This window comes from Aquiflexum balticum DSM 16537 (assembly GCF_900176595.1).
In the GTDB taxonomy this organism is placed as follows: Bacteria; Bacteroidota; Bacteroidia; order Cytophagales; family Cyclobacteriaceae; genus Aquiflexum; species Aquiflexum balticum.
In genome coordinates, this window is record NZ_LT838813.1 from 1,906,278 (window position 1) to 1,932,178 (window position 25,901).

Annotated in this window: 24 protein-coding genes and 2 pseudogenes; 16 read left to right on the forward strand and 10 right to left on the reverse strand. The window is 39.8% G+C overall.

Going from position 1 to position 25,901, the window contains the following annotated elements; genetic code table 11:
• Positions 1-94 precede the first annotated feature (94 nt).
• Genes B9A52_RS08125 through B9A52_RS25475 form a run of 8 tightly spaced genes read left to right on the forward strand, consistent with a single transcriptional unit; the run spans position 95 to position 8,254 of the window.
• Positions 95-508, forward strand: a complete 414-nt coding sequence (locus B9A52_RS08125) for a hypothetical protein (RefSeq protein ID WP_084119832.1) — start codon at positions 95-97, stop codon at positions 506-508.
• A gap of 34 nt (positions 509-542) precedes the next feature.
• Positions 543-3,776, forward strand: a complete 3,234-nt coding sequence (gene hsdR, locus B9A52_RS08130; protein WP_084119833.1) for a type I restriction-modification system endonuclease — start codon at positions 543-545, stop codon at positions 3,774-3,776.
• 9 nt (positions 3,777-3,785) lie between these two features.
• A complete protein-coding gene (locus B9A52_RS08135; protein ID WP_084119834.1) occupies positions 3,786-5,249 on the forward strand; it encodes a class I SAM-dependent DNA methyltransferase in 1,464 nt (487 codons plus the stop codon).
• 3 nt (positions 5,250-5,252) lie between these two features.
• Positions 5,253-6,557: a restriction endonuclease subunit S gene (locus tag B9A52_RS08140; protein ID WP_084119835.1), complete on the forward strand. Its 1,305-nt coding sequence runs from the start codon at positions 5,253-5,255 to the stop codon at positions 6,555-6,557.
• A 17-nt stretch (positions 6,558-6,574) separates the two neighbouring features.
• Positions 6,575-7,129: a hypothetical protein gene (locus tag B9A52_RS08145; RefSeq protein WP_084119836.1), complete on the forward strand. Its 555-nt coding sequence runs from the start codon at positions 6,575-6,577 to the stop codon at positions 7,127-7,129.
• Positions 7,122-7,604: a helix-turn-helix transcriptional regulator gene (locus tag B9A52_RS08150; RefSeq protein ID WP_084119837.1), complete on the forward strand. Its 483-nt coding sequence runs from the start codon at positions 7,122-7,124 to the stop codon at positions 7,602-7,604. The genes B9A52_RS08145 and B9A52_RS08150 overlap by 8 nt, the downstream gene beginning before the upstream one ends.
• Positions 7,601-8,053 (forward strand): preprotein translocase subunit SecB, encoded by a 453-nt coding sequence (locus B9A52_RS08155; RefSeq protein ID WP_084119838.1) that lies wholly within the window; start codon positions 7,601-7,603, stop codon positions 8,051-8,053. The genes B9A52_RS08150 and B9A52_RS08155 overlap by 4 nt, the downstream gene beginning before the upstream one ends.
• Positions 8,054-8,083: 30 nt before the next feature.
• Complete coding sequence (locus B9A52_RS25475; protein ID WP_157370109.1) at positions 8,084-8,254, forward strand: hypothetical protein; 171 nt, start codon at positions 8,084-8,086, stop codon at positions 8,252-8,254.
• A gap of 404 nt (positions 8,255-8,658) precedes the next feature.
• Here B9A52_RS25475 and B9A52_RS08160 read toward each other — a convergent pair whose 3' ends face one another.
• Both B9A52_RS08160 and B9A52_RS08165 read right to left on the reverse strand, forming a co-directional pair.
• Positions 8,659-9,243, reverse strand: a complete 585-nt coding sequence (locus B9A52_RS08160) for a DUF4411 family protein (RefSeq protein WP_084119839.1) — start codon at positions 9,241-9,243, stop codon at positions 8,659-8,661.
• Positions 9,240-10,400 (reverse strand): ImmA/IrrE family metallo-endopeptidase, encoded by a 1,161-nt coding sequence (locus B9A52_RS08165; RefSeq protein WP_084119840.1) that lies wholly within the window; start codon positions 10,398-10,400, stop codon positions 9,240-9,242. Before B9A52_RS08165 ends, B9A52_RS08160 begins: the two co-directional genes overlap by 4 nt.
• Before the next feature lie 182 nt (positions 10,401-10,582).
• Here B9A52_RS08165 and B9A52_RS08170 point away from each other — a divergent pair, with 182 nt between their 5' ends.
• Together B9A52_RS08170 and B9A52_RS08175 are read left to right on the forward strand one after the other, a co-directional pair.
• Complete coding sequence (locus B9A52_RS08170; RefSeq protein WP_084119841.1) at positions 10,583-11,638, forward strand: helix-turn-helix domain-containing protein; 1,056 nt, start codon at positions 10,583-10,585, stop codon at positions 11,636-11,638.
• On the forward strand, positions 11,638-12,045 hold the full coding sequence (locus B9A52_RS08175; RefSeq protein WP_197687280.1) for a PIN domain-containing protein: 408 nt from the start codon (positions 11,638-11,640) through the stop codon (positions 12,043-12,045). The genes B9A52_RS08170 and B9A52_RS08175 overlap by 1 nt, the downstream gene beginning before the upstream one ends.
• Here the strand turns inward: B9A52_RS08175 and B9A52_RS26640 are convergent.
• A pseudogene (locus B9A52_RS26640) lies at positions 12,042-13,548 on the reverse strand (IS1634 family transposase). The gene B9A52_RS08175 and the pseudogene B9A52_RS26640 sit on opposite strands and share 4 nt — an antisense overlap.
• Positions 13,549-13,611: 63 nt before the next feature.
• Here B9A52_RS26640 and B9A52_RS08185 point away from each other — a divergent pair.
• Both B9A52_RS08185 and B9A52_RS08190 read left to right on the forward strand, forming a co-directional pair.
• Entirely contained in the window at positions 13,612-13,869 is a 258-nt protein-coding gene (locus tag B9A52_RS08185) for a hypothetical protein (protein WP_084119842.1), read from the forward strand.
• Between the two features lie 119 nt (positions 13,870-13,988).
• A complete protein-coding gene (locus B9A52_RS08190; RefSeq protein WP_084119843.1) occupies positions 13,989-15,128 on the forward strand; it encodes a DUF4221 family protein in 1,140 nt (379 codons plus the stop codon).
• Between the two features lie 40 nt (positions 15,129-15,168).
• On the opposite strand, the gene B9A52_RS08195 is transcribed toward B9A52_RS08190, so the two are convergent.
• From B9A52_RS08195 to B9A52_RS08205, 3 genes are all read right to left on the reverse strand, one after another.
• Complete coding sequence (locus B9A52_RS08195; RefSeq protein WP_084119844.1) at positions 15,169-15,756, reverse strand: hypothetical protein; 588 nt, start codon at positions 15,754-15,756, stop codon at positions 15,169-15,171.
• Between the two features lie 56 nt (positions 15,757-15,812).
• Entirely contained in the window at positions 15,813-16,532 is a 720-nt protein-coding gene (locus B9A52_RS08200; protein WP_084119845.1) for a DNA alkylation repair protein, read from the reverse strand.
• Positions 16,533-16,669: 137 nt separating this feature from the next.
• The gene (locus B9A52_RS08205; protein WP_084119846.1) at positions 16,670-19,102 is read right to left on the reverse strand and encodes an outer membrane beta-barrel family protein; all 2,433 of its coding nucleotides are present in this window, start codon (positions 19,100-19,102) and stop codon (positions 16,670-16,672) included.
• Positions 19,103-19,469: 367 nt separating this feature from the next.
• Between B9A52_RS08205 and B9A52_RS08210 the strand changes: the two genes are divergently transcribed.
• Positions 19,470-19,745, forward strand: coding sequence for a hypothetical protein (locus tag B9A52_RS08210; protein WP_084119847.1), 276 nt, complete (start codon positions 19,470-19,472; stop codon positions 19,743-19,745).
• 5 nt (positions 19,746-19,750) lie between these two features.
• Here the strand turns inward: B9A52_RS08210 and B9A52_RS08215 are convergent, their stop codons facing one another.
• From B9A52_RS08215 to B9A52_RS08230, 4 genes and pseudogenes are all read right to left on the reverse strand, one after another.
• Positions 19,751-20,620 (reverse strand): nucleoside phosphorylase, encoded by an 870-nt coding sequence (locus B9A52_RS08215; RefSeq protein ID WP_084119848.1) that lies wholly within the window; start codon positions 20,618-20,620, stop codon positions 19,751-19,753.
• Complete coding sequence (gene trhO, locus B9A52_RS08220) at positions 20,577-21,596, reverse strand: oxygen-dependent tRNA uridine(34) hydroxylase TrhO (RefSeq protein ID WP_084119849.1); 1,020 nt, start codon at positions 21,594-21,596, stop codon at positions 20,577-20,579. The genes B9A52_RS08215 and trhO overlap by 44 nt, the downstream gene beginning before the upstream one ends.
• Before the next feature lie 177 nt (positions 21,597-21,773).
• Complete coding sequence (locus tag B9A52_RS08225) at positions 21,774-22,409, reverse strand: acetyltransferase (protein ID WP_084123437.1); 636 nt, start codon at positions 22,407-22,409, stop codon at positions 21,774-21,776.
• 219 nt (positions 22,410-22,628) lie between these two features.
• A pseudogene (locus tag B9A52_RS08230) lies at positions 22,629-23,750 on the reverse strand (DUF2851 family protein); the annotation flags it as partial.
• Between the two features lie 252 nt (positions 23,751-24,002).
• Here B9A52_RS08230 and B9A52_RS08235 point away from each other — a divergent pair.
• From B9A52_RS08235 to B9A52_RS08245, 3 genes are all read left to right on the forward strand, one after another.
• Positions 24,003-24,584, forward strand: a complete 582-nt coding sequence (locus tag B9A52_RS08235; RefSeq protein ID WP_084119850.1) for a hypothetical protein — start codon at positions 24,003-24,005, stop codon at positions 24,582-24,584.
• A gap of 5 nt (positions 24,585-24,589) precedes the next feature.
• A complete protein-coding gene (locus B9A52_RS08240; RefSeq protein ID WP_084119851.1) occupies positions 24,590-25,105 on the forward strand; it encodes a hypothetical protein in 516 nt (171 codons plus the stop codon).
• 103 nt (positions 25,106-25,208) lie between these two features.
• Positions 25,209-25,736, forward strand: a complete 528-nt coding sequence (locus B9A52_RS08245; RefSeq protein WP_084119852.1) for a hypothetical protein — start codon at positions 25,209-25,211, stop codon at positions 25,734-25,736.
• Positions 25,737-25,901 lie beyond the last annotated feature (165 nt).

Consider the following 25,901-nt stretch of genomic DNA (forward strand, 5'->3'; position numbering starts at 1 on the left):
GGAGAATTGCATGTTTTGTCTATATTTATTGATAGTGGAATAAAAATATAGATAAAAACCTATATAAAAAAATTTTTGTAGATTAAAATATCTTATGTCGAATATTATTGACAGAATTGGAGAATTTGCCCATCGCCAAAAATTGAGCATCAGGAAGATTGAAAATAAAATCGGGGCAAGTAATGGAACAATTTCCAAAGCCATTGGTAAGGATAAAGACATTCAAACCAAGTGGATTGCCCTATTTGTTGAACAATTCCCTGAAGTAAATCCAGTATGGCTCCTAACTGGAATCGGATCAATGTTATTGTATAAGGAAGAGAAAGATAACATAGAATCCAAGCTTGCATCCGATCCTCAAGGTGAATATGAAACGAGGGCTTCAAAGCAAAACCAGGAAATTATCGCTTCCCTCAAACAAGTCATTGCGGCCTTGGAAGGACAACTCAAAGAAAAAGAGCGGATTATAGAACTAAAAGATAGAATTATCAGGGAGTTGGAGAAATAGAATAACTTAAATGATCAATTGCTAAAAAATATTGATGGACCACTCTAATTTTTCATATCTGGAAACTGAATTTCCCATTCTTTTCAATATCGGTCTAGCGGCGGAGTTCAACTTGCATCAGGATCCCATTACCTGCATGTTCAAATTGCGTCAGTTCGGGGAAAGGGTCAGTGAATTGCTTTTTGAGCTGCACCACTTGGATTTTCCTTATGATAACTCCTTTCACAACCGACTGAAAATCCTGGAATTCGAAAATGTACTTCCCAATCAGGTAAAAGACCTGCTTCATGCCATTAAGCAAAAGGGAAACGTTGCCGTACACCAAAACAAAGGTTCTTTGGAAGATGCCAAAGGACTGCTTTTTTCTACTTTCAAAATTGCCAAGTGGTTTTATCAGACTTACTCGGAGGAAAACGATGACCTGAGTACAGTCAAATTCCACCTTCCCGGGAAGCTTGATGCCAGGCATGCCCTTTATGAACTTGAAAAGGAATACGCAAATCTGCAGGAGAAATTTGATGCGCTCTTAGATGAAAGAAGTACTGCCAAACTCCCAGAAGAAAAGCTGATAGAAATACAGGACCGTTCCCAAAAAGCCGCCAGAAAGATAGAAATGTCCGAAGCGGAAACACGCTTGCTGATTGACGAACAATTGAGAACTGCGGGCTGGGAGGTAGATACACAAACCATTAATTTCCGAAAGCATCGAATCCAACCCAAGAGAGGAATGAATTTGGCCATTGCCGAATGGCCATGTGGAAGTAAATGGGCTGATTATGCGCTATTTGTCGGTACGCAACTCTATGGGATTGTAGAAGCAAAGAAATATGCTTCCGATATTTCGACAGACCTATCTCAGTCAAAAGTATATGCAGCATGTATCGAAGTCGGGCATGAAGCCGAACTTTTGGGAGAGTGGCAGGGATATAAAGTTCCATTCCTTTTCTCTACCAATGGCCGGGCTTATCTTGAACAGATCAAAACCAAAAGTGGGGTTTGGTTTTTGGATGTCAGGATAAAGCACAACAGCTCGAAAGCTTTACAAGGATGGTACAGCCCCGAAGGGTTGATCAAACTTCTGGAAAAAGATCTCAAAGCCTCTGAGGACAAACTGAAATCAGAACCGGTAGATTTTTTGGAAAGCAATTCAGGATTGGGTCTGAGAAAATACCAAATAGAGGCTATCCAAGAATTAGAAAAGGTATTGCTCAACAACCCTGACCGCTCAAGAGCGCTGGTGACCATGGCTACCGGAACAGGAAAAACACGAACCATCATCGGACTTTGCTACCGTTTGATCCAATCCAATAGATTCAAAAGAATTCTTTTTCTTGTCGATCGAACGCTTTTGGCTACACAAGCTATCAATTCCTTTAAAGACAATAAAATCATCGGGCTCAATACTTTTTCGGAAATTTATGGCATCAAGGAGTTACAGGATAAAGTTCCTGAACTGGATACAAGACTGCATTTTGCTACTGTGCAGGGAATGGTCAAACGGCTGTTTTATAGCCAAGATCTAGATGTTCCTCCGGTAGATCAGTACGATTGCATCATCATTGATGAAGCGCACAGGGGCTATTTGATAGACAGGGAAATGGATGATGAGGAATTGAACTTCAAGGACCAACGGGATTATGTGAGCAAATACCGCATGGTACTGGATTACTTTGATGCTTATGCCATTGGGCTAACGGCTACCCCGGCCCTGCACACTACCGAGATTTTTGGGACTGCTGTTTATACCTATTCCTACAGGGAAGCGGTCATTGATGGATATTTGATCGACCATGAACCGCCTTATATTATCAAGACCAAGTTGTCCGAAGAGGGGATTACTTGGGAAAAAGGTGCCCAACCGAAGGCACTTGACAGGGAAAGTAATACCATCATCGAACTGGAAAAGCTCGAAGACGAGTTGAAGATTGACATAGCAGGATTTAATAAACAAGTAATAACCCCCAGTTTCAACAGGACAGTGATCCAACAACTGGTCAAGGAACTGGATCCGGATGGAGAAGAAAAATCCCTGTTCTTTGCTGCCACAGACGAACATGCTGATATGGTAGTGGCTTATCTGAAAGAGGAATTTGCCGCAATCGGAGTGGATGTTGCGGACAATGCCATTCAGAAAATCACGGGCAAATCCTACAATCCCAAAGACCAATTCCTGCGCTTCAAAAATGAAAAACATCCCAATATAGCCGTTACCGTGGATTTGCTGACCACGGGGATTGATGTTCCTGCTATCTGTAACCTGGTCTTTATGCGTCGGGTCAAATCCAGGATTTTGTATGAACAGATGCTCGGAAGGGCCACCCGTAGATGTGATGAAATCGGGAAGGAAGTATTTAGGATTTATGATGCGGTAAAGATTTACGAGACCTTGGAAGACTTTACCCAAATGAAACCTGTGGTGGCCAATCCCAAAGTGAGCTTTCGGCAATTGGTGGAAGAATTCAAAGATATAGATCAGGGAGAACGTGCCAAAAGGCAGGTGGAGCAGTTGGTTGCCAAGCTACAGCGGAAAAAGAAATACCTGGAAGGCGATCAGGAAGATAAATTTATCTACAATGCCAAAGGTGCCAAGCCAGATGAATTTCTGGAACAATTGAAAAATCTGGATACCCCGGCTGCAGTATCCCAAATCTTACAGCTTTCGGGACTTTGGAAATTCCTCGATGAACTCAGGCCTGAGGTGGCTTTGCCTTTGATGTCTGACCATGAAGACAAATACCTGGGAACTGAAAGGGGCTATGGCAAGGCCGAAAAGCCTGAAGACTATCTGGATAATTTTACCCAATTTATACAGGAAAACCAAAATAAGATCGAAGCCCTCAAAATCGTCTGTAGTCGACCTACCGAACTGGACCGCAAGTCCTTGCGGGAATTGATGCTGGCATTGGATCAGGAAGGCTACAATGCCCATACTCTCAATGCTGCATGGAAAGCATACAAAAATGAAGATATTGCAGCAGATATCATTTCCTATATCCGAACCCTTTCTTTGGGGAGTTCTCTGGTAAGTCATGAAGAAAAGGTGAGGAAAGCAGTTGAAAGTATCCGTCAGATGAAAGACTGGAACAAAACCCAACTGAAGTGGATAGACCGTTTTGAGAAACAGTTGCTCAAAGAAACTGTGCTCAGGAAGGAAGACCTGGATCAGGATCCATTTGATGAGGCAGGAGGTTTTGACAGGCTGAACAGGATTTTTGAGGAGCAGTTGGAAGAAGTGATTGCCGAAATGAACAGAAATTTATACGCTTAATTATATAGCATGAGTGCAGAACAGATTGCAAAGAAATTGTGGGAACTGTGTAATGTTCTCCGTGACGATGGGGTGACCTATCACCAATATTTGAATGAACTGACATTTATTCTTTTTTTGAGGTTGTCTGAGGTGAAGAAGTTTGATCAGGATATTCCTGAGAAATACCGCTGGAGCAACCTGAAGGGAATTAAAGACAACAAAGAGCTTTTTGATACTTACCGGGACCTGCTTGCGAACCTTGGTACGATGTCCACCAATGAGACCATTACAGAAATCTACACCAATGCCTCTACTACCCTGAGGAAACCTGTCAACCTGCGTACCTTGATCACCAATATCGATCAGATCGATTGGTTTGAGGATGAAGAGCAGGATAAAATCGCCAGCATCTATGAAGAACTATTGGAAAAGAATGCCGGGGAGAAAAAGAGTGGGGCAGGGCAGTATTTTACCCCAAGACCACTGATCAATGTGATGGTGGAACTGCTTTCACCCAAAATCGGAGAAAGGTGGAGTGACCCGGCAGCGGGAACTTTTGGTTTTATGATCGCTGCGGATGAATACCTGAAGCGCAAGTTTGACGATTACTATTCCCTGAGTCAGGAAGAAAGAAGTTTTCAGATCAATAAAGCTTTTTCAGGATGCGAACTCGTACAGGATGCACACAGACTGGCATTGATGAATGCCAAGCTGCATGCCTTGGAAAGCAGGATTGTGATGGGAGATACCCTGACTGAACTGGGAAAGAGTTTCAAAAACTATGACGGTGTTTTGGCCAATCCGCCATTTGGAACCAAGCAGGGAGGAGAGCGGCCTACCCGTGATGACTTTACCATCAAGACCTCCAACAAGCAGCTGAATTTCCTGATGCATATTTACCGCTCCCTGAGAAGGGATACCGGTACTGCGAGGGCTGCGGTGGTGCTACCTGATAACGTGCTTTTTGAGGACAATGACGGACAGAAAATCCGTCGGGATTTGATGGATAAATGCGACCTGCATACCGTGCTGCGATTACCGACAGGGATTTTCTATGCGGCAGGAGTTAAAACCAATGTACTGTTCTTTACCCGAGGGAAAAAGGAAACAGGCAATACCAAGCGGGTATGGTTTTATGATATGCGGACCAATGCACCGAGTTATGGGAAGCGGACTCCCTTTGCCCGTGAGGCTTTTGCGGATTTTGTAAAAGCTTATACGGGAGGCTTGGGCTTAGAGGAAGTGAAGGAAAGCTACGATGGAATGGTGGATGATGCCAAGCGTCAAGGCATCCAAGATCCCCGATGGCAAATATTCACTCGGGTGCAGATTGCTGCCAAGAACGATTCATTGGATATCGGTCTGATCGAAGATGAGAACATCAGCAAAAATGCCGACTTGGGCGATCCTTTGGATATTGCAAGGTTGGCATCTAAGGAGTTGGATGGCATTAAAAAAGAGTTGGACCAGATTATTGCTTTGTTGGGATAAACTATGGCAAATAAAGGTGACATAAGAAAGGAAGAAATTCAACCCAATTTCCCTAAAAGGTGGGATATAATCCCATTTAAGAATGGCTTAATGAAATCTGGAAAGTTTACAAAACTTAAATCTTCCCAATATCTAGAAACTGGTATTTATCCTATTATTGATCAAGGAGAGAAATTCATTTCAGGTTATATTGATGATAAGAATTTAATTTATGACGGTATACTTCCAATTGTGATTTTTGGTGATCATACGCGAAACATAAAATTCATAGATTTTCCTTTTGCAGCAGGCGCTGATGGAACAAAAATTCTTGCGCCAGTAGAAGACATCAATCCACACTTTTTCTACTATTATCTTAAGACATTAAAAATACCTTCTTTTGGTTATAGTAGGCACTATAAGGTATTCGATTTTTTAGACTTGCCAATTCCTCCCCTTCCCGAGCAGCAGCGCATAGTAGCCAAATTAGATGCTTTGTTTAGGCATTTGGATAGTTTGCGGGAGAAGCTGGATCTGATTCCTGAGTTGCTGAAAAACTTCCGTCAGCAGGTTTTGACCCAGGCGGTGACGGGGGAGTTGACGAAGGAGTGGAGAGAGGGGAAGGGATTGGGGGAGTGGGAATACATAGGTTTACAAGAAGTTGCTGATGTCGTTGATCCCCACCCAAGCCATAGAACTCCTCCTTCAGTATTGGACGGTGTTCCATACATAAGTATAAAAGATGTTGACTCCAAAGGCAGAATTGATTTTAAAAACTCAAATCTTGTTTCGCCAAAAGTGCTGGAAGAGCACATTAAAAGATATGAATTAAAAGATGGAGATTTAGGATTTGGTAAAATTGGAACTCTGGGAAAACCCTTTCGATTACCAATTTTTAATGAAAGAAACTATACGTTATCAGCAAACATTATTTTGATTCAACCTAAGTCAAATTGTAATCCCAAATTCTTGTTTTATTATTTAGATAGTCCTATAATAAACAAACTTCTAAAGGAGGGAGCAAAGGCTACTTCACAACCTGCGTTTGGAATCAAAAAGGCCAGAGTTTTTCCAACTCCAAGTCCATCACAGGAAGAACAAAAAGAAATCGTGACTCAGATAGATGCCCTTTTCTCCCTAGCCGACAAAATCGAATCCCGGTATGGTTCCTTAAAAGTCAAGATTGATCAAATGCCTCAGGCGATATTGGCGAAGGCTTTTCGGGGGGAGCTGGTGGAGCGGGAGGTGAAGGAGTATGTGGTGGAGGAAGGAGAGGGGTTGATGGCGGCGGAGGAACAGTTGCGTTATCGGTTGAAAACAAAAACATAAACCTACAGGTTGATAATATGAAAATTGTCAGTATCTTTGAATTCTCTAAGGAAAGCCTCTTTGCCGTGAAGTATGAAGGAGAGGACTTAGATTCGCTTGAGATACTACAAGAGCAATGGTCAGATGTAGCGTTTCTTAGGGAGTTCTTCAAGAAGTATAAGAAAGATTATGAGAGCTACTATCCTAAAGCCAAACTTAGCAAAATCGTACTGCAGACAATCGAAGACGCAGATGCCTTATTCGAATTGCTTTATAAGATGGCAGAGGATAGGACTGGAAAATCCCTAGCTGATTACTTTAAGCCTCTGGAAAACAGAGAGAAAGAGAAAATTTATCCACTACAAGCATTAAAAGCCTATGGCCCCCAAAGCAATTCATTTTTACGCATATATGCCATCCGGTACGGTTCCTCTTTCGTTATTACTGGAGGAGCCATCAAACTAACCCACCAAATGGCTGATAGGCCTCACACCAAATTGGAGTTACATAAATTGGAATGGGTTAAAAAATATCTCCAAGAAGATGGTGAAACTCCTGAATTTGTTTACCTAGACCTTGACAACGATGAATAAGACCGAAGAAAAAATCAAAGCACTAGCTTCCGAAACCCCTGCTTCTAGTTGGAGGGAAAAAGTAGAATTTCGGAAAGCCAACAAAGCAACTCTTAGACAAGCTGCTAAAGTTGCTTTAAGGCTTTTGGATGCATTAGAAGACAAGGGATGGAGTCAAGCACAGCTTGCCAGAGAACTGGAAGTCACGCCTCAGCAGGTCAGCAAATGGATCAAGGGTCAAGGTGACTTTAAGTTTTCGACCATAGATAAGCTTGAAAAGGTTCTGGGAATAAAAATCCATGCTGTTCTGACCGAGGATGAGTTTGTTACTACAGAGGAAGCTTTTGAAGCAAGTCTAAAAGAAGAAATGATCGCCTATCATCAGCGCTGGACTAATACCCAAGAATACTTCAAATTAAAAAATCAAATCACCAATCCTCAAATAGTAATGGCAGTAAGTCATGCTGATCAGGATGTAATTGCCATGGCAGGATGAAAGCGAAATTTTCCCCATTACAATTGTTGGATTTCAAGTTATTGGAATCGCATGTTGAGTTTGTTGTTCCAGAAGAAGTAGAACTTGATGTCAAGGAGTTGTTTCAATCCTATTCAGTGGATATTGATTTTGGTCTTCGAAACAATGAAGACGAACAGGAGATCCAGTTATTCACAATAATTCAAGTCAATTCTGGAGAAGATGATACATTATCTGGGTACAAAATCATGGTAGAAGGCGGAGGTACCTTCCGTATTCAAAATCCGGAAGAACTCGAAGAGAATCTTAAAAACAACTTGACCCAGTTTTCTACGCTGAACATGATGATCAACAATCTCCGAAACATCATCTACCAAATCACCAACTTGGGCCCTATGGGTGGGTATCTGTTACCACCGATTGATATTACTCAGTTGTTGAGGGATAAGGCTGGGAGTAAAATTGATTAATCTTATAATATCAAAATGTAGTTCAGAATAATGGGCAAAAAGAGAAGGGCAGATCAGGAATGGATAGAATATAGACAATCCGTTCTTGAACAAAAGTCAAAGAGTGATGATGATTTTGAAAAGTATATTACTTATATTTCTTCTGGAGCATTGATAATTACATTGACTTTTGTGGAAAAAATCAGCCCTTTGGAGCAATAACTGCCTGGTAATTTGTTGGCAATACTATCGTCGCTATAATCAATTTTAAAAGTGTGATAATCATTTTCACTTTTACATTTAAGCTTTAATCCTAAACCTTTTAAAGAATCTGGACGAAGTAGATTGAAATGGTAGTGGCTGACTTCAATTTTTTGATGAAGGGGAGAGGAGGATAAAAACTGTTTTAGTTCAGCATCAGGACTCAAAAGCGTATTATAATCAATGTGAATGTAACAATATGATTAGGTAATATCAACCCCCACCTTCAATTCATTCAAAATCGGTGCAGGATATCTTCTGAGGCTGTTTCAATGCTGAGGATTAAGCTATATCGGCCGGATTGCTCGTAGCGCTTGTGGAAGGGTCTGGTTTTCCACCAGCTTTCTGAGAGGGTAAGGGCAAATTTATTTTTTAAAGTTAAATCCAAGGTCCAATTCAGAAAACTTGCTCAAAAGTTCAGGTAGGTCAAGTACCGAGATTTCTAAAGTTTGACAGATCGCAGGGATTTTTTTGAATAGCTTAAGATCATTTTCTGAATTGCTTTCCTCTGTTACAATAAAAACATCTTCATCAGGAAAATCCTTCATCATGTACTGACAATGCATGATCATTTTTGCATCGGCTGATTCCAAAAACCTAGACTTTTGAACTTCGAACTCTGCATCGGTTAATCGTTTCAACTGACCAGGAATCGCGAATTGGTTTTTCAACATATTCAAAAACCTTTGTGGAGCTAGGGGAATTAGCTCATCTGTCTTTACAGGTACTTGAAAAGTCTTCTGAAACTCTTTGTCAATCAAATAGGTGAGATTATTGACCACAATCTTTTTAGAAACAAATCTACATTCTTGCAAAACCGCATCTAGTATTACTATTTCCCCTATTTCAATTTTTTTCCTGATTAGATTAAAAAGTATGCCATGATTGTCAAAAGGCAGGTAATACCGAACCAAACTCAAAAGGGAACTGGTATCGATTATTGCCTTCATCTAAGGTATTTTTCAAGTTGGTTTGGCTTGAGGTTTAGTGTTTTGCACAACTCATACTCATTAATTACCCCATCAAAAAACGCAGACTGTATGGTGGAAACAAATAATGGGGATTTAATGGGTTTAGCCAAACTTGCGATGGAGGCTTTACCCATTTCCTTTTCCAGTTCCCGCTTCTTTTTGTCTTCTTCTTTTCTCTTCCGGAGTTCTTCCTCCTGATCGCTTCTCATTTTGGCATAAATGGCTCCACTGACTTTACCTTTTTTAACCAGATAAGTCAGGATGGCTGTAAAGCACAAATGGGTTTGATCCGAAATGGTTTTGATTTCATTAAAATTGTAATCGTTTCGCAGAGTAACATTGGGCAATTTATCCAAAACAGGAAGCTGAGGGCCTGCTAAAAAGGCAAAAGCAAAATTATTACACCATGCCTCTACCTTATTAATTTTCCCAAAAGCCATTTGATCGTAATCCATGGATTCTATCTCTTCTTGATTCAGAAGATAATGACCAAGTTCGTGTGCAAGGGTAAAAATTTCTCTTTTGAAATAATCCTGATTTCTCCTCAATACAATGACATTAGGCTGTAAAAAGAATCCGTCAATATTGGTTTTTTCCTTTAAAGAGGGATGCTCTACATATTCAAAGACCAAAATATTGTACTCAGCAAATTTATCAATTAAGGCATTGAGAAATTTCTTTGGGTCTTTTTTGGAGCGGGGCATCAATTGTTCACGTATCTTATTTGCTACCAAAGCTGGATTATCCTGATTGCTTAAAACAGGGAGTTTTCTTTCTAAATTGATATCAGAGAGCTTAGCTAATCCAGAAAGAGAAATCTTGAGCTCTTCAAACTGATTCACAATTTTCTTTGCGGCGAGATTTAGATTTGTTCCGAATTTTTCTTTTCGAAAAAAAATACTTGACTCCTTACTCGTTATCGGTGGAGTTGGATCTAGGTAATAAGAGAGCCCTTTCCTGAAAATCTTATCTATCCGCTTAAGATGATTGATCTGTATTTCTTCCTTGAAAACAGCTTCCCAAGTCAACGAATGTTTTAATCCCTCACTTATTAAAGTCAAAAACTCTTCCTTGCCCAACTGGTATTGTTGGATCAGGTGATTTATTCTTTCAATATTGTAGGTTGTTGTCTTCAAGAGTAGAAAAATAATATGACTTGTATTCTGAAACGTAAAATAATACAATATGCCTCAACAAGCCATGAAATATCTTACTTTCTTTTTTTCAATCCAGAATACTGGTTGACAAGTTTTGATAAAAAATATATTTTGTCAACCAAAATACATATTTTTACAAAAGATCAAACTGCTTATAACCAATGAAATACCTCGCCTCCCGTCTCAAATCAGCCCGTTTGATGAATGGCTTATCTTTGCAAGGTCTGGCAGACCGGATAGAGAATCGTATAACCAAACAAGCACTCAGCAAGTATGAGCAGGGGCAGGTAATTCCTGACTCAGAAATGATCGGTCTATTGGCAGAAGCCCTGCATGTCAGGCCGGACTATTTTCATGCCGATACTGTCATAGAATTTGGGGAAATAGAGTTTAAGAAACTGGATTCCTACCCAGTCAAAGAGAAAAATAGGATTGTAGAAATAGCCAAAAATGAACTGAGCCGCTACATCGAGTTAGAGGAAATATTGGGCATAGAAACCAAGTTCCACAACCCGCTTGATGGAATGGCAATTAATTCTCTAGAGGATATTGAAAAAGCTACTGAAACCTTAAGATATGCTTGGGGCCTGGGAATCGATGCCATTTCCAATGTGATCGAGCTTTTGGAAGATCATCATGTCAAAGTGATAGAAATTGATTCTGAGGAGTCATTTGATGGTTTTGCAACTTGGGTGAATGGAAAAGATATTCCCTTAATCGTACTCAATAAAGCCAAGTTTGAGCATAAGCTTGACCGGAAGCGCTTCACTGCCTTACATGAACTAGGACACTTGCTTCTTGATGTCAATGGATACAAAGAAAAGCAAAAGGAAAAGTTCTGCCATGCTTTTGCAGCTGCGATGTTGATCCCCGAGGATACCTTAAGAGAAGAACTGGGAGGAAAAAGAAGCAAATTGTCCATGAATGAGTTGGGAGCCATCAAGCAGCAATATGGTATTTCTATGCAGGCATTAGTTTATCGGGCTAAAAAACTCGGGCTGATCTCTGAAAATTACCTCAAGCAATTCTACATAGTTTTCAATCAGCTGGGATTTCGGGTAACTGAACCGGTGGATTATGAAGGAATGGAGCATTCTAATCGTTTTTCTCAGCTTTTGTTCAGGGCTTTAGCGGAGGAGTATATCAGCATCAGTAAGGCAGCCGCTTTGAAAAATCAGAAATTGGCTGAGTTTAGGAAGGAAAATATGGTCATCTGATGAGGATTGCTGTCACAGATGCCGGTATTTTTATAGATCTGATTGATTTGGATTTGATATCTGACTTTTTTCAATTGGACTTGGAGCTTCATACAACAGTTGAGGTTATGAATGAATTATTCCAAGAGCAAAAACAGGTGTTGGCAGCATACCAAGATGGGAGAAAGCTTATCGTACGTAACCTTGATGACCAGGATTTTTCAAAAATGGAAAAAATTGCCTTCCCCAGAGGTCTATCTCCCGAGGATAGATCCGTCATTTACATCGCCTTGGAATTGGGAAATGCTATTGTGTTGAGCAGTGATAAACTTGTAAGAAAATGTGCAGAAAGTCATGCTTTAGAATATCATGGACTTTTGTGGATATTTGACTTATTCCTGACTTCCGCACTGGGACACCCTGATTAAAATCCGAATATTTCTTGTACTGATTTCTGTTCTTCGGTAAGGATTATTGTTTTCTTGATGACTTCCTTGTTTGGGGTGACCAAACCTATTTCATGGATGTTCTGTATGATCTCGATTACATTTTCGGGGCTTAATCCGGCCTTTTTGGATTTGAGTATCCTGTCAAGTTCTTTGTACACTTTGTATGCCGTAAAATTCAGGCATATATGGGCCTCTATTCTTTCCCTTTTATGGTGGAAAACAGGCCTTATTTTCAATTCGTTTTTTGCAACCCGGAATGCTTTCTCTATCTGCCAAAGGTGGCGGTAGTTTTCCAGAACTTCCTCTTTGGTCATAGTTGAGTTGGTCAAGTATCCCTTGAGCCCATCCCATTTTGCGTCCATATCCACTTTTTCCTGGTCAAGTGCCAACGCCACTTCACCTTCCATTCTAAGAAATTTGTTGTAGCCTTTGTTATTGATACTCGACTTGGTAAGTTTCCCCGATTTCAACTGCATTTCTAGCCTTTTGACACCTCTTTCCCTATTGTACCGATCCTTTTTTGCCCGGTCTTGCGAATAGGTAACGACCAAGGTCATACCTTCTTTCTTAATTGCCCTGCTCTGGTCTTTTTCGAAGTCAAGCCCCAGGATTTCTTTTTTGACAGATTCTTTTTCATTTTTTAATCCTTGCTCCCAAAATAAACTCGTAGCCTTTTTCGACAAGTTCCTGCACATTTTTGTTTGAAAGAAGGCCTGCATCTGCAACAACTGTGAGCTTTTCAAAATTGTATTTCATGCGGAAGCCCTCCAGAATGGGAAGGAATGTATCCCCCTCGTATTTGTTTCCCTCAAAAATATCATAAGCCAATGGATATGCGTCTTTGCTCACCAGCAAACCCAGTACAATCTGGGGATGTTTGTGCTTCCCGTCTTTTGAAAACCCGGGCTTTCTGATATCATCCTCTTTTTCTATTTCAAAGTAGATGGTTGTAACATCATAAAAAACCGCGTGGATGCCACCGTCCAAAACTTGCAGGGTATGTTCAAAGCTGATCTTTTGGACCAGATCCTTATACCTGGAATGCAGCCTATCCATAAAGCGGTAAATGTCGTCTTCGGAGTAAGACTTCTGTTCGTAACGGTAAAGATATTCTGTTGTTTTAAGCTTGCTTTTAGGGTAAACCAGACGGTATAACACAAGATCTTTGAAAAGCTCCTCATTGATCTGAGTAAAACCAATATCATCAAATATCTTCCCCAAAACATACTGTATGCCCACAAGCTTATGCGAACTGATTGAAGACAGCACATCAGTAAATATCCTCCTGTGATCGGTAAAGTCGATCTCCTGAAGCCCCATTTGTTTTTGAGCATAACTTTTACCTTCGGCAACCAGACGCTCAATTTCTAAGGTATCTTTACTTGAGCCAATGGTCTTTAGAACCTTATATTTCCCTTGGCTTTTATCTATTACCTGTACACTGACAAGTCCACTTTTATTTGGCTTTTTGCGAACAAACATGGACTAATTTAATAAAATCATGCTCTGGGACACCCAAAACCAAAATATAAAAATTCTTAAACATTGAAAATCAATAACTTAAAAAATTACCGTGAATTACCTGCGGAAGTCAGGAGTGATAAACTTGTAAGAAAATGTGCAGAAAGTCATGCTTTAGAATATCATGGACTTTTGTGGATATTTGACTTATTGGTTGATAATGGTGTTTGTTCTAAAGCCAGAGCACTTTCTACGATTAAAAAGCTTTTTACTATGAATACCATGTATGCGGGTGCAAAGACTAGAAAGGAGATAGAAAACCAGATTAAGAAATGGGGTTAAAATTGGTTAATCCCATTTACTCCCCTAGATTTCCATCCCTAAATTGAATAAGTTTACCATCATTATTTCTCAGCAAAGCTTTTAAATATTATTACCACTTTTAACCCAAGTTAAATCAAATGCCCAATCGATTCTTACTCCCCATTCTACTGATTGCAAGTTTTTCCTGCGGAAAGCCGGGAGAAGACATCACGGTTGATACATTCAGTTATAGCGTTGATACCGTGACTGTGGACGCCAAAGGGGAAATTTTGTATTTAGAGTATGAACTCAGAGTGGCAGACTACAGTGAAGTTGACGGGTTTTTGTACAATTTCAATAAACATTCGCACAGTATCGAAAAAATTGATCTGGACCAATTAGAATGGGTAGGGACTTTCCCATTGCAACAGGAAGGACCGGACGGAACAGGGTTTTGGATTTCGGATATCAAAGGTGTCCGGGAGGGGCAGTTGTTCCTGTCTGGAGAAAAGGCCGGTATCTTTAACTTGGAAGGTGAACTGCTCAAAAAGATTGACTGGTCCAATGTCTCTCCCGAAGAAGGAGGGATATTGGATGAAGAAAAATTTTATATACAAGTGATCAACCCTAATTTCCCCGAGTCGGCTTTTTCCTTATTTGTCAATTACACCAAAAATTCTGTGATTTTAAAAAAATTGGACGCATCCCAAAATAGGATAGCTATAATTGATATAGATCCCAATGATAATTATAAAACATACACCTTAGGAGACCTTTCTACTTATAATCATTGGGCACCCAGAGTCAACATCAACAGCCAAAAGGATAAAATCATTGTATCCCATGAGTTTGCCAATGATTTTTATGTGTTTTCTCCACACGGTGATTCCCTTCAAGCCGTCAATTATACTGCTGCATATACACCTAGCAAGGTAACGCTTACCACTGAAGGGGATTTGGTCAATTCCACCGATGATAGGAAGAATGCCCTTCAGTACTACCTTGGGCAGGTAAGTTTTGGAAGGTTGGTCTGGGACGCAAAGCATCAACGATATTACCGGTTTTCTTCCTCTACGCAATATGGGGAAGAAGAACGTATGGGATGGCTTTTACCTGAAATCAGCAACAGCGAGGTGTACCTTAGTGTCTTTGATGCCGACTTCAAGCTTCTTGATGAAATGCCAATACCGGAACTCAACGGGCTCCCATTGTCCAAATATTTTGTCAAGGACGGGATGTTGTGGGTATTTGTAAACTTAGATGATGAGATGGGGTTTATCAGGGTAAGTTTTGAATAATCATTTTCAACCCAAGATAAAACTAGAAATTCTCACCCCTTTAATCCCTCGGCGGATTGATCATAATATGAGCCCTATGGGTACCCGGGTCCATTATCCAGGGCATAGCCGGGCCTGATGGTTTCAGGGGCAGGCCAGTGCTTGCTTCAGTGGCCCAAGGGATATAGACCACGTAGCGGAGATAAGAATCTTTGACTTCTCCGGTCTTGAGGTCGTAATTTTCAGCATCAGCGGAAAGTACAAAAAGTGTTGCACCGTCTTTGGGCATTTTGAGTTTACCGCTTTTGACTTCTTCCTCGCGGATATCAAATATCTCTTTGAAATTTTTACCTTCTTTTTTCAATTCTCTACCTCTTTCCATAAATGGTTCCAATCCCACATGGTAGCAAGAGGCATTGAAGCCCGGGCTGTTCGGGTCATCAGTCAGACAGACCAATTCATTGGTCCCTTTTCTCAACACTATGAATTCTCCTTTTTCATTATAACCGTAGACCATTGCGCCTTCTCTTTTATCCTCAGGTGCCGCCATAAGGGCAGTTTTGATCTGGATATCTTTGCTGGGAATGGTTTGGGAAAATGCAGGAAATGCTATTAAAACAATCAGGAAAAATAAGACAGAGGCTTTCATGAGATTCTGGATTTTGGTGAATTCACTAATTTAGAAAAATTATCAAGAAGGAATGGCTATTTGGCCAAAAACATTTCTCTGACCTGAGGCTCAAATTTCTCTATGGCATATCTGAGCATTGTTCTGGGCATTTTTTTATAGTGCTTCTCCAAAAAACCATATTCGGTTTCAAAGTCCCTTTTGCCAACTTCTCTCAGCATCCATCCTACAGCCTTGTGAATCAGGTCATGGGGGTGGAATAGTAATATTTCAGCTATTTTGAGCGTGTCTTCAAAATCATTTTTGCGGATAAAATAGTAGGTACTGATAATGGCCATACGCTGATCCCAGAGATTATTTGAATTGGCAAGTTCGTAAAGCGGTGTTCTGTCTTTGTCGTAAAGCCATGAACCCAAAATCTGATGGGCCGAACTGTCTACCAAATCCCAGTTATTGACAAAGCTTCTATTGTTTAAATAAAAATCCACCCACAACCTTTTTTCCTCCCCGGATTTTGATTTTTCAAATTTTGCGACGAGCATAAAAAGGGCTGTTAATCTTACCTCATGAAACGGAGAGGCAATCAATGTTTTCAGGTCCTTTTCCTCGATTGCCGGTAAGAATTTTTTGGCGATTATTCTTTGCTGAGGAACTTGAATACCCAAAAAATGATCGCCTTCACCGTATTCACCTTTTCCGGTTTTGAAAAAACGTGGGAGGAATAATGCTTTCTCCTTATCCGAGACCGATTTAAGTTCTGAAATAACTTTTTCAGGGAGATTATTTTCAGGATTCATTTGTATGTGATTGATGGCCAAAAAAATGAATTGGTTTAAGGTAAGTTCAATAGATTTTTGATTGAAGCCTAAAAATAAAAAAACCTCCAGATATATAGTTAACTGGAGGTTTGAATTCTGATTTTGAGGATTGAAATTTAAAAATCCATATCTTCCATATCTTCCCTTCCGCCTTCTCTTTTACCGTTTTTATCCCGGAATCCTCCAAATCTATAGGTGAATCCAAGTGTTCCTATTCTTGTTTCCCTGTTGAAGGCCCTGTTATATACAAAACGGGAGTCGACAGTTTTGATTCTAAAGATCTGGGTATTGAAAACATCACTTACATTGAGGCTAATCGTTGCTTTTTTGTTCAGAATGTCCTTTCTCAATCCGATATTCAGCCCCCAATAGGGTTCAATCTCACCTTGTGGGAATACAATTGGACCTCTGTAGCTTCCCTGTACCTGTACAGAAAATAAGTTGGGAATAGCCATAGTGGACAATAAATTCATGGTCCAGCTGAAATTAGAATTGTTGAATCCTTCTCCCAGATTATCTCCGAAAATCTCTGAGTAAAAGAAGTTACCCGTTAAAGCCAAATCAAACCAGTCAGTTACTTGGATCTGATTTACCAATTCCAAACCTGTACTTTTTCGGATATTGGCATTTTCTCTGCTTTGTACCGTGATATTATCATCGAGCAGCGTAATGATTCTTGTTTGGACATTGGTGGAATACCTATGGTAGACTGTTGCGTTCAACAGGTACTTTGACCAACCCTTCATATAGCCGATTTCATAGCTATCCGTCAATTCAGGTTGCAGGTTGGGATTTCCCACCGAAAAATTCAGCTGGTCTCTTAGATTGTATATGGGTGAAAGTGACCAGATATTTGGTCTTGAAATTCTCCTGCTGTAATTGACTGATATTTCCTGTTCTTCACCCAGATTATAGGTGGTATATACACTTGGAAAAAGATTGAAATAATTATTGACAAATTCTTCACCGGAACTTTCCAATAAACCCAATGTCCGCGTGTACTCTCCTCTCAGACCGATCTGATATCCAAACTTGTTGATCCTGTTTCGATAAATCATGTAAGAAGCATAAACATCCTCATCGAATGTATAGGTATCGCTCAATGTGTCAATTGGAACGGGCAGAAAATCATCAGAAGCGATTCCCTGAGAAAAGGACTGATCCCTTTTCCATTGGCCGAATGTACCCTTTAATCCAGCTTCTATTTTGCCGTTGTCTCCAAGAGATTTTTCATAATCCATTTGAATTATAGCAAAATTGCTTTCCCTTAGACTTTCGTCCAATTGAACCAAACTGTTTTCAGGAACAAATTCATTCAAGGAGTTGTAGAAAGATTGTTCGGTGAACTGAGATTGATCTCTGTTGTCGAAGGCGTAAGAAAAAGAAGTATATAACCTTTGGCCTGAGGAATCAAGATCTAAAGTATAATTGATTCCAGTTTCGAAATTTAACCTGTCACTGCTTTCAAATCGATCTCTACTGAAAACACTGTCCAATTCATTGTTAATATTCAGGTTTCTTTGTATCGTGATTTCATCTTCTGTTTCGCTCCCAAAATTTGCCTGAGCATAAACACCCAGAACGGAATTTTCTGTAAAGTTGTAGTCCATTCCTGTCCGGAATAGGGAGCCCCTTCTATTTTCAATTTCATCACCTTCTTCATCCAGATATCTGGAAATACCAGGGACAAAATTCTCTCTTCTTCCTTCGGCTATCCTGTATCTTCTTCTGTCCTGAAAGTCAAATGCCGTATAGTAATTGACCTTATCGGTTCTGTAGTTAAGATTGATTCCGGCTTGATATTTATCTCTTGTTCCTACCGAGGCATTGACCTGACCGTTAAATCCCAGGTCCTGATTCTTTTTCAAAATAATATTAATGATACCGCCCACGCCTGCTGCATCATATCTCGAAGATGGGTTGGTGATCAATTCTACCGATTTTATACTGTTTGCAGGAAATTGGGAAAGAATGTTATCCGTATCCGAGGAGGACAAGTTTGAAGGCCTGCCATTGATATAAATCAAAACTTCCCCACTTCCTCTCATAGAAATCCCCCCTTCCTCATCTACCTGTATGGAGGGTAAGGTTCCTAAAAGTTCAGCAGCTGTAGCCCCTTCTGCTACAATACTGTTTTCCACATTGTAAGTTCTTTTATCAATATCACTCGTAAAAATTGAAGATACTCCCTCGACTACGACTTCCTGAAGGTTGGTAGCATCTTTTCCAATGATCAAATCGCCAAGGTTCAGGACGTTTTTTTCACCGACTGCTATTTCTTTGATTAAACTTTCGTAGCCAATAAATCCGGCCCGAAGCAAGTAGGTTCCTTTCTCTGCATTCATAAGGAATGTGCCGTCAAGGTCACTTATACTTCCCGTTACCAAAGAGGAATCATTTGGCATAAGCAAAGCGATATTTGCAAATTCTAAAGCCTGATTGGAATCTCTATCTAAAATTTTCCCTTTGATGGTAAAGGATTGCGAGATGGCATCTGTGAATGTGAAAAGGAAAAAAGCTGACAATAAATAAGGTAAAAGAGGTTTCATTTTAAATGGTTTTATTTCAATAATGCTAATAATGGGTAGAATATTTTATTTATATTCTATACCCATGCTCCATATGGGGAACGACCGTGAACCTGTTTGGTTTGGAATTTATATGTATATACAATTAATTTTTTTGTAGGCTGTGAATAGGATACATGAGTGGTATCAGGAAACTTGACAAATCGGTAAAAGACAGAATTTTTGACTTTTGTAAAAAAAATAGGGGGGCTGACAAAAAAATAAAAACAAGGCAAAATCCATTAATTTTTTAAATATTTCAATAATAAGATTTTTTAGTGTAATTAAATGGTTGTGGTTTTGTTATTTAAATATTGTATTTTTGATTTTGTATGTAAATCTTTTAGCCATGAATATTGAATGTACTTTTGGGAAATTCAAAATAATTAAAACCCTCGCCGACAAAGATGAACTTTTGATTTTATCACAATGGGATTGTTTGGTAAAGGTTTTTGAGAACAGCAGGATATTTCTAGTGAATAAAAAGGACGCCATTTTTGGAGTGTATACCCAACAAAATGAATTTTTGGAAACTCTCAGCAAATTGATCCAACAGATTGATTACAGGGATTGGGATCACTTACATTTAGGTGCCGACCAATTTTTTGAAAAGCACAATTCCTGATCGGATCACTTTTCTGCTAATTTCTCTAATGTTTGGACAATCAGTTGGTCCACTATGTTATAAGAGTCTTTGGCAAATTCTTGGGTGATTCTGTTGGCAACGATGGCATTCAAACTAAGCATTTCATGACCAAGCATTCTCCCCATGGCATAATATCCTGCAGTTTCCATTTCAAAATTTGTCAGTCTGAAACCATCAAGATTGATGGCGGAGAGTTGTTCAATGATATTTGGAATAGCAGGTTTTAGCCGGACTTCCCGGCCCTGAGGCCCAAAAAATCCAGGGCAGGTTACTGTATTTCCTTTGATGAGATCATTACCCAATAGGTTCAATAATTTTTGTGAGCCTTCTACACAATAGGGCGTAAATGGAAGATTCAGTTTTTCCCGGATTTCTCTGCTGACACTTCTCTCAAAATCAGAAAAATCAGTGATATAATAAGTCATTAAAGTATCGAGACCAATTCCAAAAACAGAAGCCAAAAGAGATCCGTAAGGTATTTCTGCCTGCATGCTTCCTGAAGTACCTATCCGGATGATATCCAGACTGGTGTGATTATTTTTGGGGATACGGGTTGTCAGATCAATATTGACTAGGGCATCTATTTCAGTCATGAAAATCTCGATATTGTCGGTTCCCATACCGGTACTGATGACTGTCAACCTTTTTCCTTTGTAAATACCGGTGTGGGTAACAAACTCTCTTTTCGAAATTGAAAATTCAATCTCATCAAAATATTGGGACACTTTCTGAACCCTGTCAGGATCACCTACAGCAATAATAGTTGAAGCCAGGTGTTCTGGCTTCAAATTCAAATGATAAATGCTTCCATCAGGATTGATGATCAGTTCTGACTCCGGTATCCTTTTGCTCATGAATCGATTGTTTTACTTTATCCTTATCCTGCCTTCTCAGCAATCCTTTAAATGGGTTATAACCATTGGTGTTTTTCTGATAATAGCCAGTTCCGTTGTAAGGCCTTTTTTCAGGATGCTCTTTGCATGCGACAGAACAGGCACCATCCATTTCCCAGCCGCATTTTTCGCAGATGGGCAAATGTTCGTTACAGCTCGGGTTGGCGCAATTGACCATGCGGTCACTTTCTGTGCCGCAAATATGACATGTGGAAATAATCTTGGGATTGACCTTGTTGACCTCTACAGCAATTCTGTTGTCAAAAACGTAGCATTTTCCTTCAAAATCCTCTCCACCGGCCTCCAGGCCATACTTGATGATTCCGCCATGAAGCTGATATACATCTTTAAAGCCTTGTTCAAGCAGGAAGGCTGAGGCTTTTTCGCATTTGATCCCACCTGTACAATAAGTCAATACTTTTTTGTTTTTGAGGTGTTCCAATTCTTTCACCTTTTCCGGGAAATCGCGGAAATTCTCAATATCCAAAGTAAGGGCATTTTTGAATCTGCCCAATTCGTGTTCATAATTTGATCTCACATCCAAAATCACCACATCATCCTGATCTTTCAAGGCTTTGAATTCCTCAGGTTCTAGGTGTTTTCCGGTCTTGATATTTGGATCGAGGTGCCTAAGACTACTGTGTACAATCTCCGGCTTTACACGCACATGTATTTTTGCAAATGCGTGGCTGTCATGGGTATCGATTTTAAATTCTGTTTTTGCAAAGCGGGGATCCGAATGAATATAGGCCATGTATTTTTCGCAATCTTCTTTCAGACCGGAAACGGTACCGTTCAGCCCTTCAGGAGAAATGATGATTCGGCCCATGATGTTGTTTTCAATGCAGAACAGGTGGTGTTCTTCACGGTATGCCTCGGTATCTTCAATCTCGGCATAGCAATAATAGAGTAGGATTTTGTATTGTTTGTTTTCCATAACTGAAGCCCTGTTTCAAGCAGGGTGTTTTGGTGGGAATTATTTTAGATTTTAGTCCCGATAGCTATCGGGATTAGAATATAGATATTAGATTGGGGGGGATAGATGCCCTTGATTCTTTCTTTTGAGTGTAATTTCTTTTTGGACGTTGAATCCGGTTTTATGAATTCGATGCTTTTATTTGATTTTTACAGCAGGGTTTCCGAAGACGGTTTCTCCGTCTTTGACGTCTGAGATGACTACCGAACCGGCGCCGACTCTAGCGTTTTTGCCCAAGGTAACGCCGGATACAATGATCACCCCGGATCCGATAAATGCCCCCTCTTTGATCGTAGTGTTAGAGTTGACGATAGCGCCTGCACCTATTTGAACAAAGTCTTCTATGGCAGCACCGTGATCCACAATGGCACCGGAATTGAAAATGCAATGACTTCCGATTTTGGCACCCGCCCCGATATTGACTTGGGCATTGATGAAATTCCCGTGGCCCAATTCAGCGTCAGTGGAAATATAAGACGTTTGATGGATGGCATTGATGGGTTGAACTTTCCGCTTATCAATCAGCATTTTGACCAGAAACTGACGATATTTGTTATCATCTACGGCTACAAATGCTTCGGTTTTTTTGCCTATCAATTTTAGGAATCCATCATCCTCAGGGTTCCCAAGCACAGGGACAACATTGATTTCTGTGCCGTGCAATTTCTCATCTTCATCCAAAAAACCATAAACGATCACCTGATTGCTATTGAATATTTCCAATGCAGGGTGGGCTATGCCTTTTGCTCCAAGTATGATTACGGGTTTTTCCATGGTCTTTTGTATTCGGATGGCAAAAGTACGGTATATCGGACTTTTAACCAAAAACCAATTCCTTCCCGGCTTAAGGAGATTTTGTCCGATTTTACATTCGAGACATTTTTTTGGTTTGCAATAATCATGGTAAAGTCCCAGCATTCCCTGTGAATCAAAAGCATTTTGCGCCTTCCAGGAGTGAAATGAAAATTTTCTTATGATAAAATTATCTTCGGCAGCCAGATCCTGAAGTACATCAAAGCATTTTTCTTTCCATTCGCTATCCTGAAGATATTGCCCGTAGGTATACCAAAGCGGTACGGTGAAATTGATCGTTAAAAGGGCTAAAGTGTTGTTGCTTAGTTTTTTGGATAGTCTTTTCTGGGAAAGACCTCCGATTCTGAAATGTTGCTGCCAGTAGTCCGGTACTTGGATTTCAAATACTTTTTTGAATGCGGCAGCATCATTGACCGATGAAAAAAGGTTTGGATTATTGGAAAGAATTTGGGCAAGTTGGGCAATACGGACAGCAGGGAAATTATGGGGTCTTACTCCCATCATTTTCCATTCCTGATGATGGATTGTTTTTTTCAAACTGTACTTTTTCTGATAAAAATCATATTCTTTTTTTAGGTGCTTTCCATATTCATCATTGGTATCTTCCGGAATCAAGTCAGCCTGACCCAACAAGATGGCTTCTATGACTACAGACTGCTTTCCATGTTTTTGCAATGTCCGGTAGGGGATACTTTCGGCAAGTCTGAGCATTGCCTCTGAATTGGTTTTGAATCCGAAGCATTGGAAAAGCCATCGGTAGGTGCCTTCTTCCCAATCATTTTTGATTTCTTCCAAAATCTTGATCAATTGGGTGGATTTCTTTTCCAACCTCTCCACCAGGGCTTTTTCCAACATGGAGAATTTGATGATCGGAAGGAAATCCTTTAGCTCTGATCCACAGAGAATTTCATCCTTACTGCTCACCAATCGTTCATAGTTGCGCAGTACGTCAAGCCAGATTTTCCCTTTCAGTTCCAAGGTGGGGATATGACTTCCATCATTGCGTAGAATCGGTTTGTCATCTTCCCATACCACATGTAATATTACAGCATCATACCTTTGATCGGAGTCGTGAGCATGATTTTTCCAATCGGAAGATTTCCTATGGACTTCCACATGTCCGAAATGCTCCAAATTTCCGATTTTAATAAGGGCTTCCAAAAAATCAGGACCTTCATAAAAATTGTGGTAGCCGATTTTTTTCACTTCCAAGGATAAACCATCAGTTGTAGTCAATTGCCTTTTTTCAAAATACTGGTACTTCCATACCATCTGTAATAAGTCTTCTTTAAAGTCCATCATCAAAAATTGGGTTAAAAATTACTGAACCGCTCAAATTAAATATCCCATTAATTTAATAGAATTTCATTCGAAAAAAAACATTTTAGGTGTAATAATCTGTCTGATAAATGGTTAATCATTCAACTTGATTTTTGGTATGGTGCTTTGGGTGATTGAGCCAGTTTAAAAAAATCCTTTCTTTTCTCTTCATATTGAACAAAGGTCCTAATTTTGCAGCTTGAAATTTCCAGATCAAATTAAACCAACTATACATTGAAAAAAATTATCCTTTTTGTATTGACATTGATTCCCTTATATGCTGCTGCCCAAGAACAAGGTATAGGATTGCGTTTTGGAGAACCGTTTTCAGTTACCTTCAAGACATTTCTGGACGATCAGATTTCATTGGAAGGAATGATTGGGAGTGCGGGTCCCAACAGTGCACAATATTATCAAAGGGCTTTTGACAGGAATAGGCCCAGTACAAATGCCTTTTATGTAAGTCATAGTACTTCAAGTTCCATTTCCGTCAATTTCAGGAGTGCCTATCACGAGGATTTCACCAGTGAATTGGGGATTGAGCAGGGATATATTTTGGGTTATGCAGGCGCAGGTCTTCAGCTTAGATCGGTAAATGTTGACTATACGTATACCGATACTTCGATTTCTCAGGATTTACTCAGAGAGTCAAGAACCAATGTGGATTTTGGGGCGGATTTATTTGGAGGGGCTGAATACTATTTTGACAGCTCACCTATCAGTGTATTTGCTGAAGTTGGCTTATTTTTGGAATTATTGGATAGTTTTGGACATATCAAATTCCAAGGAGGAATAGGGGTAAGGTATTTGTTTTAAAAGGGATGAAAAAAATCTTAATTGGAATTGCCGTAGTATTCTTTTTTGGATTTGGATTCTTTTTATTCCAGATTATGGGCGGTTTCAATGATATCAAAGTTGAATTGGTGGATCTTGGAACGCTTGAATTATCAGGCATCAGGTTCAGGGGTAAACCGCAAGATGAAGCTTTGAGAGATGCCTTTGTCAGAATAGAAGCAATTCAGAAAGAAAATCAGGAATCCCAAATACACACGATTTATTATATTGAACCGGCGGGGAGAATGGATACCATGGAGGTTTTTGTCGGTTTGGAAAAAAAATGGGTCAGCAAGGAGGAAGCGTTGGAGGAGTTGACATTTGCTGCCGAACAATCTATTGTTGCGCGAATAAAGGCCCATCGCTTTGTTATGCCCGGCCCGGTAAAGGTTAAGTCCAAAATTCTTGATTTTGCCAGGGAAAATAATTTGCCCGAACCCAGGATTTTTATAGATCGTATTCTAGGTCCTGATGAAGTTATGGTCATAGCGGTGAAAGAATAGCGTAAATAGTACAAAGAATAAAATTTGCCCAGCAAAACTAAAAAGAACCAAAAAATTCAATCCTACGTCTAAATAATAAATCAAACCCACTAAAATAAATGTTATGAAAAAATTATCGATGATAATACTCTTTGGAGGCTTGGCCTTCATTCATGCTTGTGTCGGCCCTACAGGACCTCCGGGACCTCCAGGAGTACCGGGTGCAGATGGTCAGGTACTTTTGGGAGAAGCCTTTGAAGTCGATGTTAATTTTACAGAGGCCAATGGTTTTTTAGAGGAATTCAGTTTTGATCCTCCGATTTTTTCCAGTGATGTGGTGTTGATTTACATCAGATGGGAGACGCTAAACGGAAATACTCTTTGGAGGATGATTCCTCAAACGGTGTTTTTTGAAGAAGGCGCTTTGGTATATAACTTTGATTTCAGCAGTGCTGATTTTGCCATTTTTCTGGAAACAACTTTTGATCCCACTGTTTTGGATAATTCATGGACAAGGAATCAGCGATTCAGAGTTGTGGTAGTTCCGGCTGAACTGGGTAGTGCCAGAATTGATTACAGTGACTATAATGCTGTCATAGACATGCTAGGTTTGACAGAAGAGAGTTTCGTCAAACTCGAACCCAAAAATTAAATCCAATCGGATCAAAAATGGTTTTTTAAAGATTTGAAAATTAAAAATCATCAGTCTCCCACAGGTATTCTAAATCCCAAGATTTGGTAATGTCTGTGGGAGGATTCGTTTTAAGCAGTTTCTTTTATAATTTCCTCCTCTGAATAATTACTAAAATTCTATCTT

What these genes read in the sequence shown, in the direction of transcription:
- B9A52_RS08140 (WP_084119835.1), top strand. Translation starts at nt 5,253, where the DNA reads ATGGCAAATAAAGGTGACATAAGAAAGGAAGAAATTCAACCCAATTTC.
- trhO (WP_084119849.1), bottom strand. Translation starts at nt 21,596, where the DNA reads ATGGAAAACAAACAATACAAAATCCTACTCTATTATTGCTATGCCGAG.
- B9A52_RS08210 (WP_084119847.1), top strand. Translation starts at nt 19,470, where the DNA reads ATGAATATTGAATGTACTTTTGGGAAATTCAAAATAATTAAAACCCTC.
- B9A52_RS08155 (WP_084119838.1), top strand. Translation starts at nt 7,601, where the DNA reads ATGAAAGCGAAATTTTCCCCATTACAATTGTTGGATTTCAAGTTATTG.
- B9A52_RS08205 (WP_084119846.1), bottom strand. Translation starts at nt 19,102, where the DNA reads ATGAAACCTCTTTTACCTTATTTATTGTCAGCTTTTTTCCTTTTCACA.
- B9A52_RS08240 (WP_084119851.1), top strand. Translation starts at nt 24,590, where the DNA reads ATGAAAAAAATCTTAATTGGAATTGCCGTAGTATTCTTTTTTGGATTT.
- B9A52_RS08245 (WP_084119852.1), top strand. Translation starts at nt 25,209, where the DNA reads ATGAAAAAATTATCGATGATAATACTCTTTGGAGGCTTGGCCTTCATT.
- B9A52_RS08145 (WP_084119836.1), top strand. Translation starts at nt 6,575, where the DNA reads ATGAAAATTGTCAGTATCTTTGAATTCTCTAAGGAAAGCCTCTTTGCC.
- B9A52_RS08170 (WP_084119841.1), top strand. Translation starts at nt 10,583, where the DNA reads ATGAAATACCTCGCCTCCCGTCTCAAATCAGCCCGTTTGATGAATGGC.
- hsdR (WP_084119833.1), top strand. Translation starts at nt 543, where the DNA reads ATGGACCACTCTAATTTTTCATATCTGGAAACTGAATTTCCCATTCTT.
- B9A52_RS08150 (WP_084119837.1), top strand. Translation starts at nt 7,122, where the DNA reads ATGAATAAGACCGAAGAAAAAATCAAAGCACTAGCTTCCGAAACCCCT.
- B9A52_RS08200 (WP_084119845.1), bottom strand. Translation starts at nt 16,532, where the DNA reads ATGAATCCTGAAAATAATCTCCCTGAAAAAGTTATTTCAGAACTTAAA.
- B9A52_RS08135 (WP_084119834.1), top strand. Translation starts at nt 3,786, where the DNA reads ATGAGTGCAGAACAGATTGCAAAGAAATTGTGGGAACTGTGTAATGTT.
- B9A52_RS08160 (WP_084119839.1), bottom strand. Translation starts at nt 9,243, where the DNA reads ATGAAGGCAATAATCGATACCAGTTCCCTTTTGAGTTTGGTTCGGTAT.
- B9A52_RS08225 (WP_084123437.1), bottom strand. Translation starts at nt 22,409, where the DNA reads ATGGAAAAACCCGTAATCATACTTGGAGCAAAAGGCATAGCCCACCCT.
- B9A52_RS08195 (WP_084119844.1), bottom strand. Translation starts at nt 15,756, where the DNA reads ATGAAAGCCTCTGTCTTATTTTTCCTGATTGTTTTAATAGCATTTCCT.
- B9A52_RS08190 (WP_084119843.1), top strand. Translation starts at nt 13,989, where the DNA reads ATGCCCAATCGATTCTTACTCCCCATTCTACTGATTGCAAGTTTTTCC.
- B9A52_RS25475 (WP_157370109.1), top strand. Translation starts at nt 8,084, where the DNA reads ATGGGCAAAAAGAGAAGGGCAGATCAGGAATGGATAGAATATAGACAA.
- B9A52_RS08125 (WP_084119832.1), top strand. Translation starts at nt 95, where the DNA reads ATGTCGAATATTATTGACAGAATTGGAGAATTTGCCCATCGCCAAAAA.
- B9A52_RS08175 (WP_197687280.1), top strand. Translation starts at nt 11,638, where the DNA reads ATGAGGATTGCTGTCACAGATGCCGGTATTTTTATAGATCTGATTGAT.
- B9A52_RS08215 (WP_084119848.1), bottom strand. Translation starts at nt 20,620, where the DNA reads ATGAGCAAAAGGATACCGGAGTCAGAACTGATCATCAATCCTGATGGA.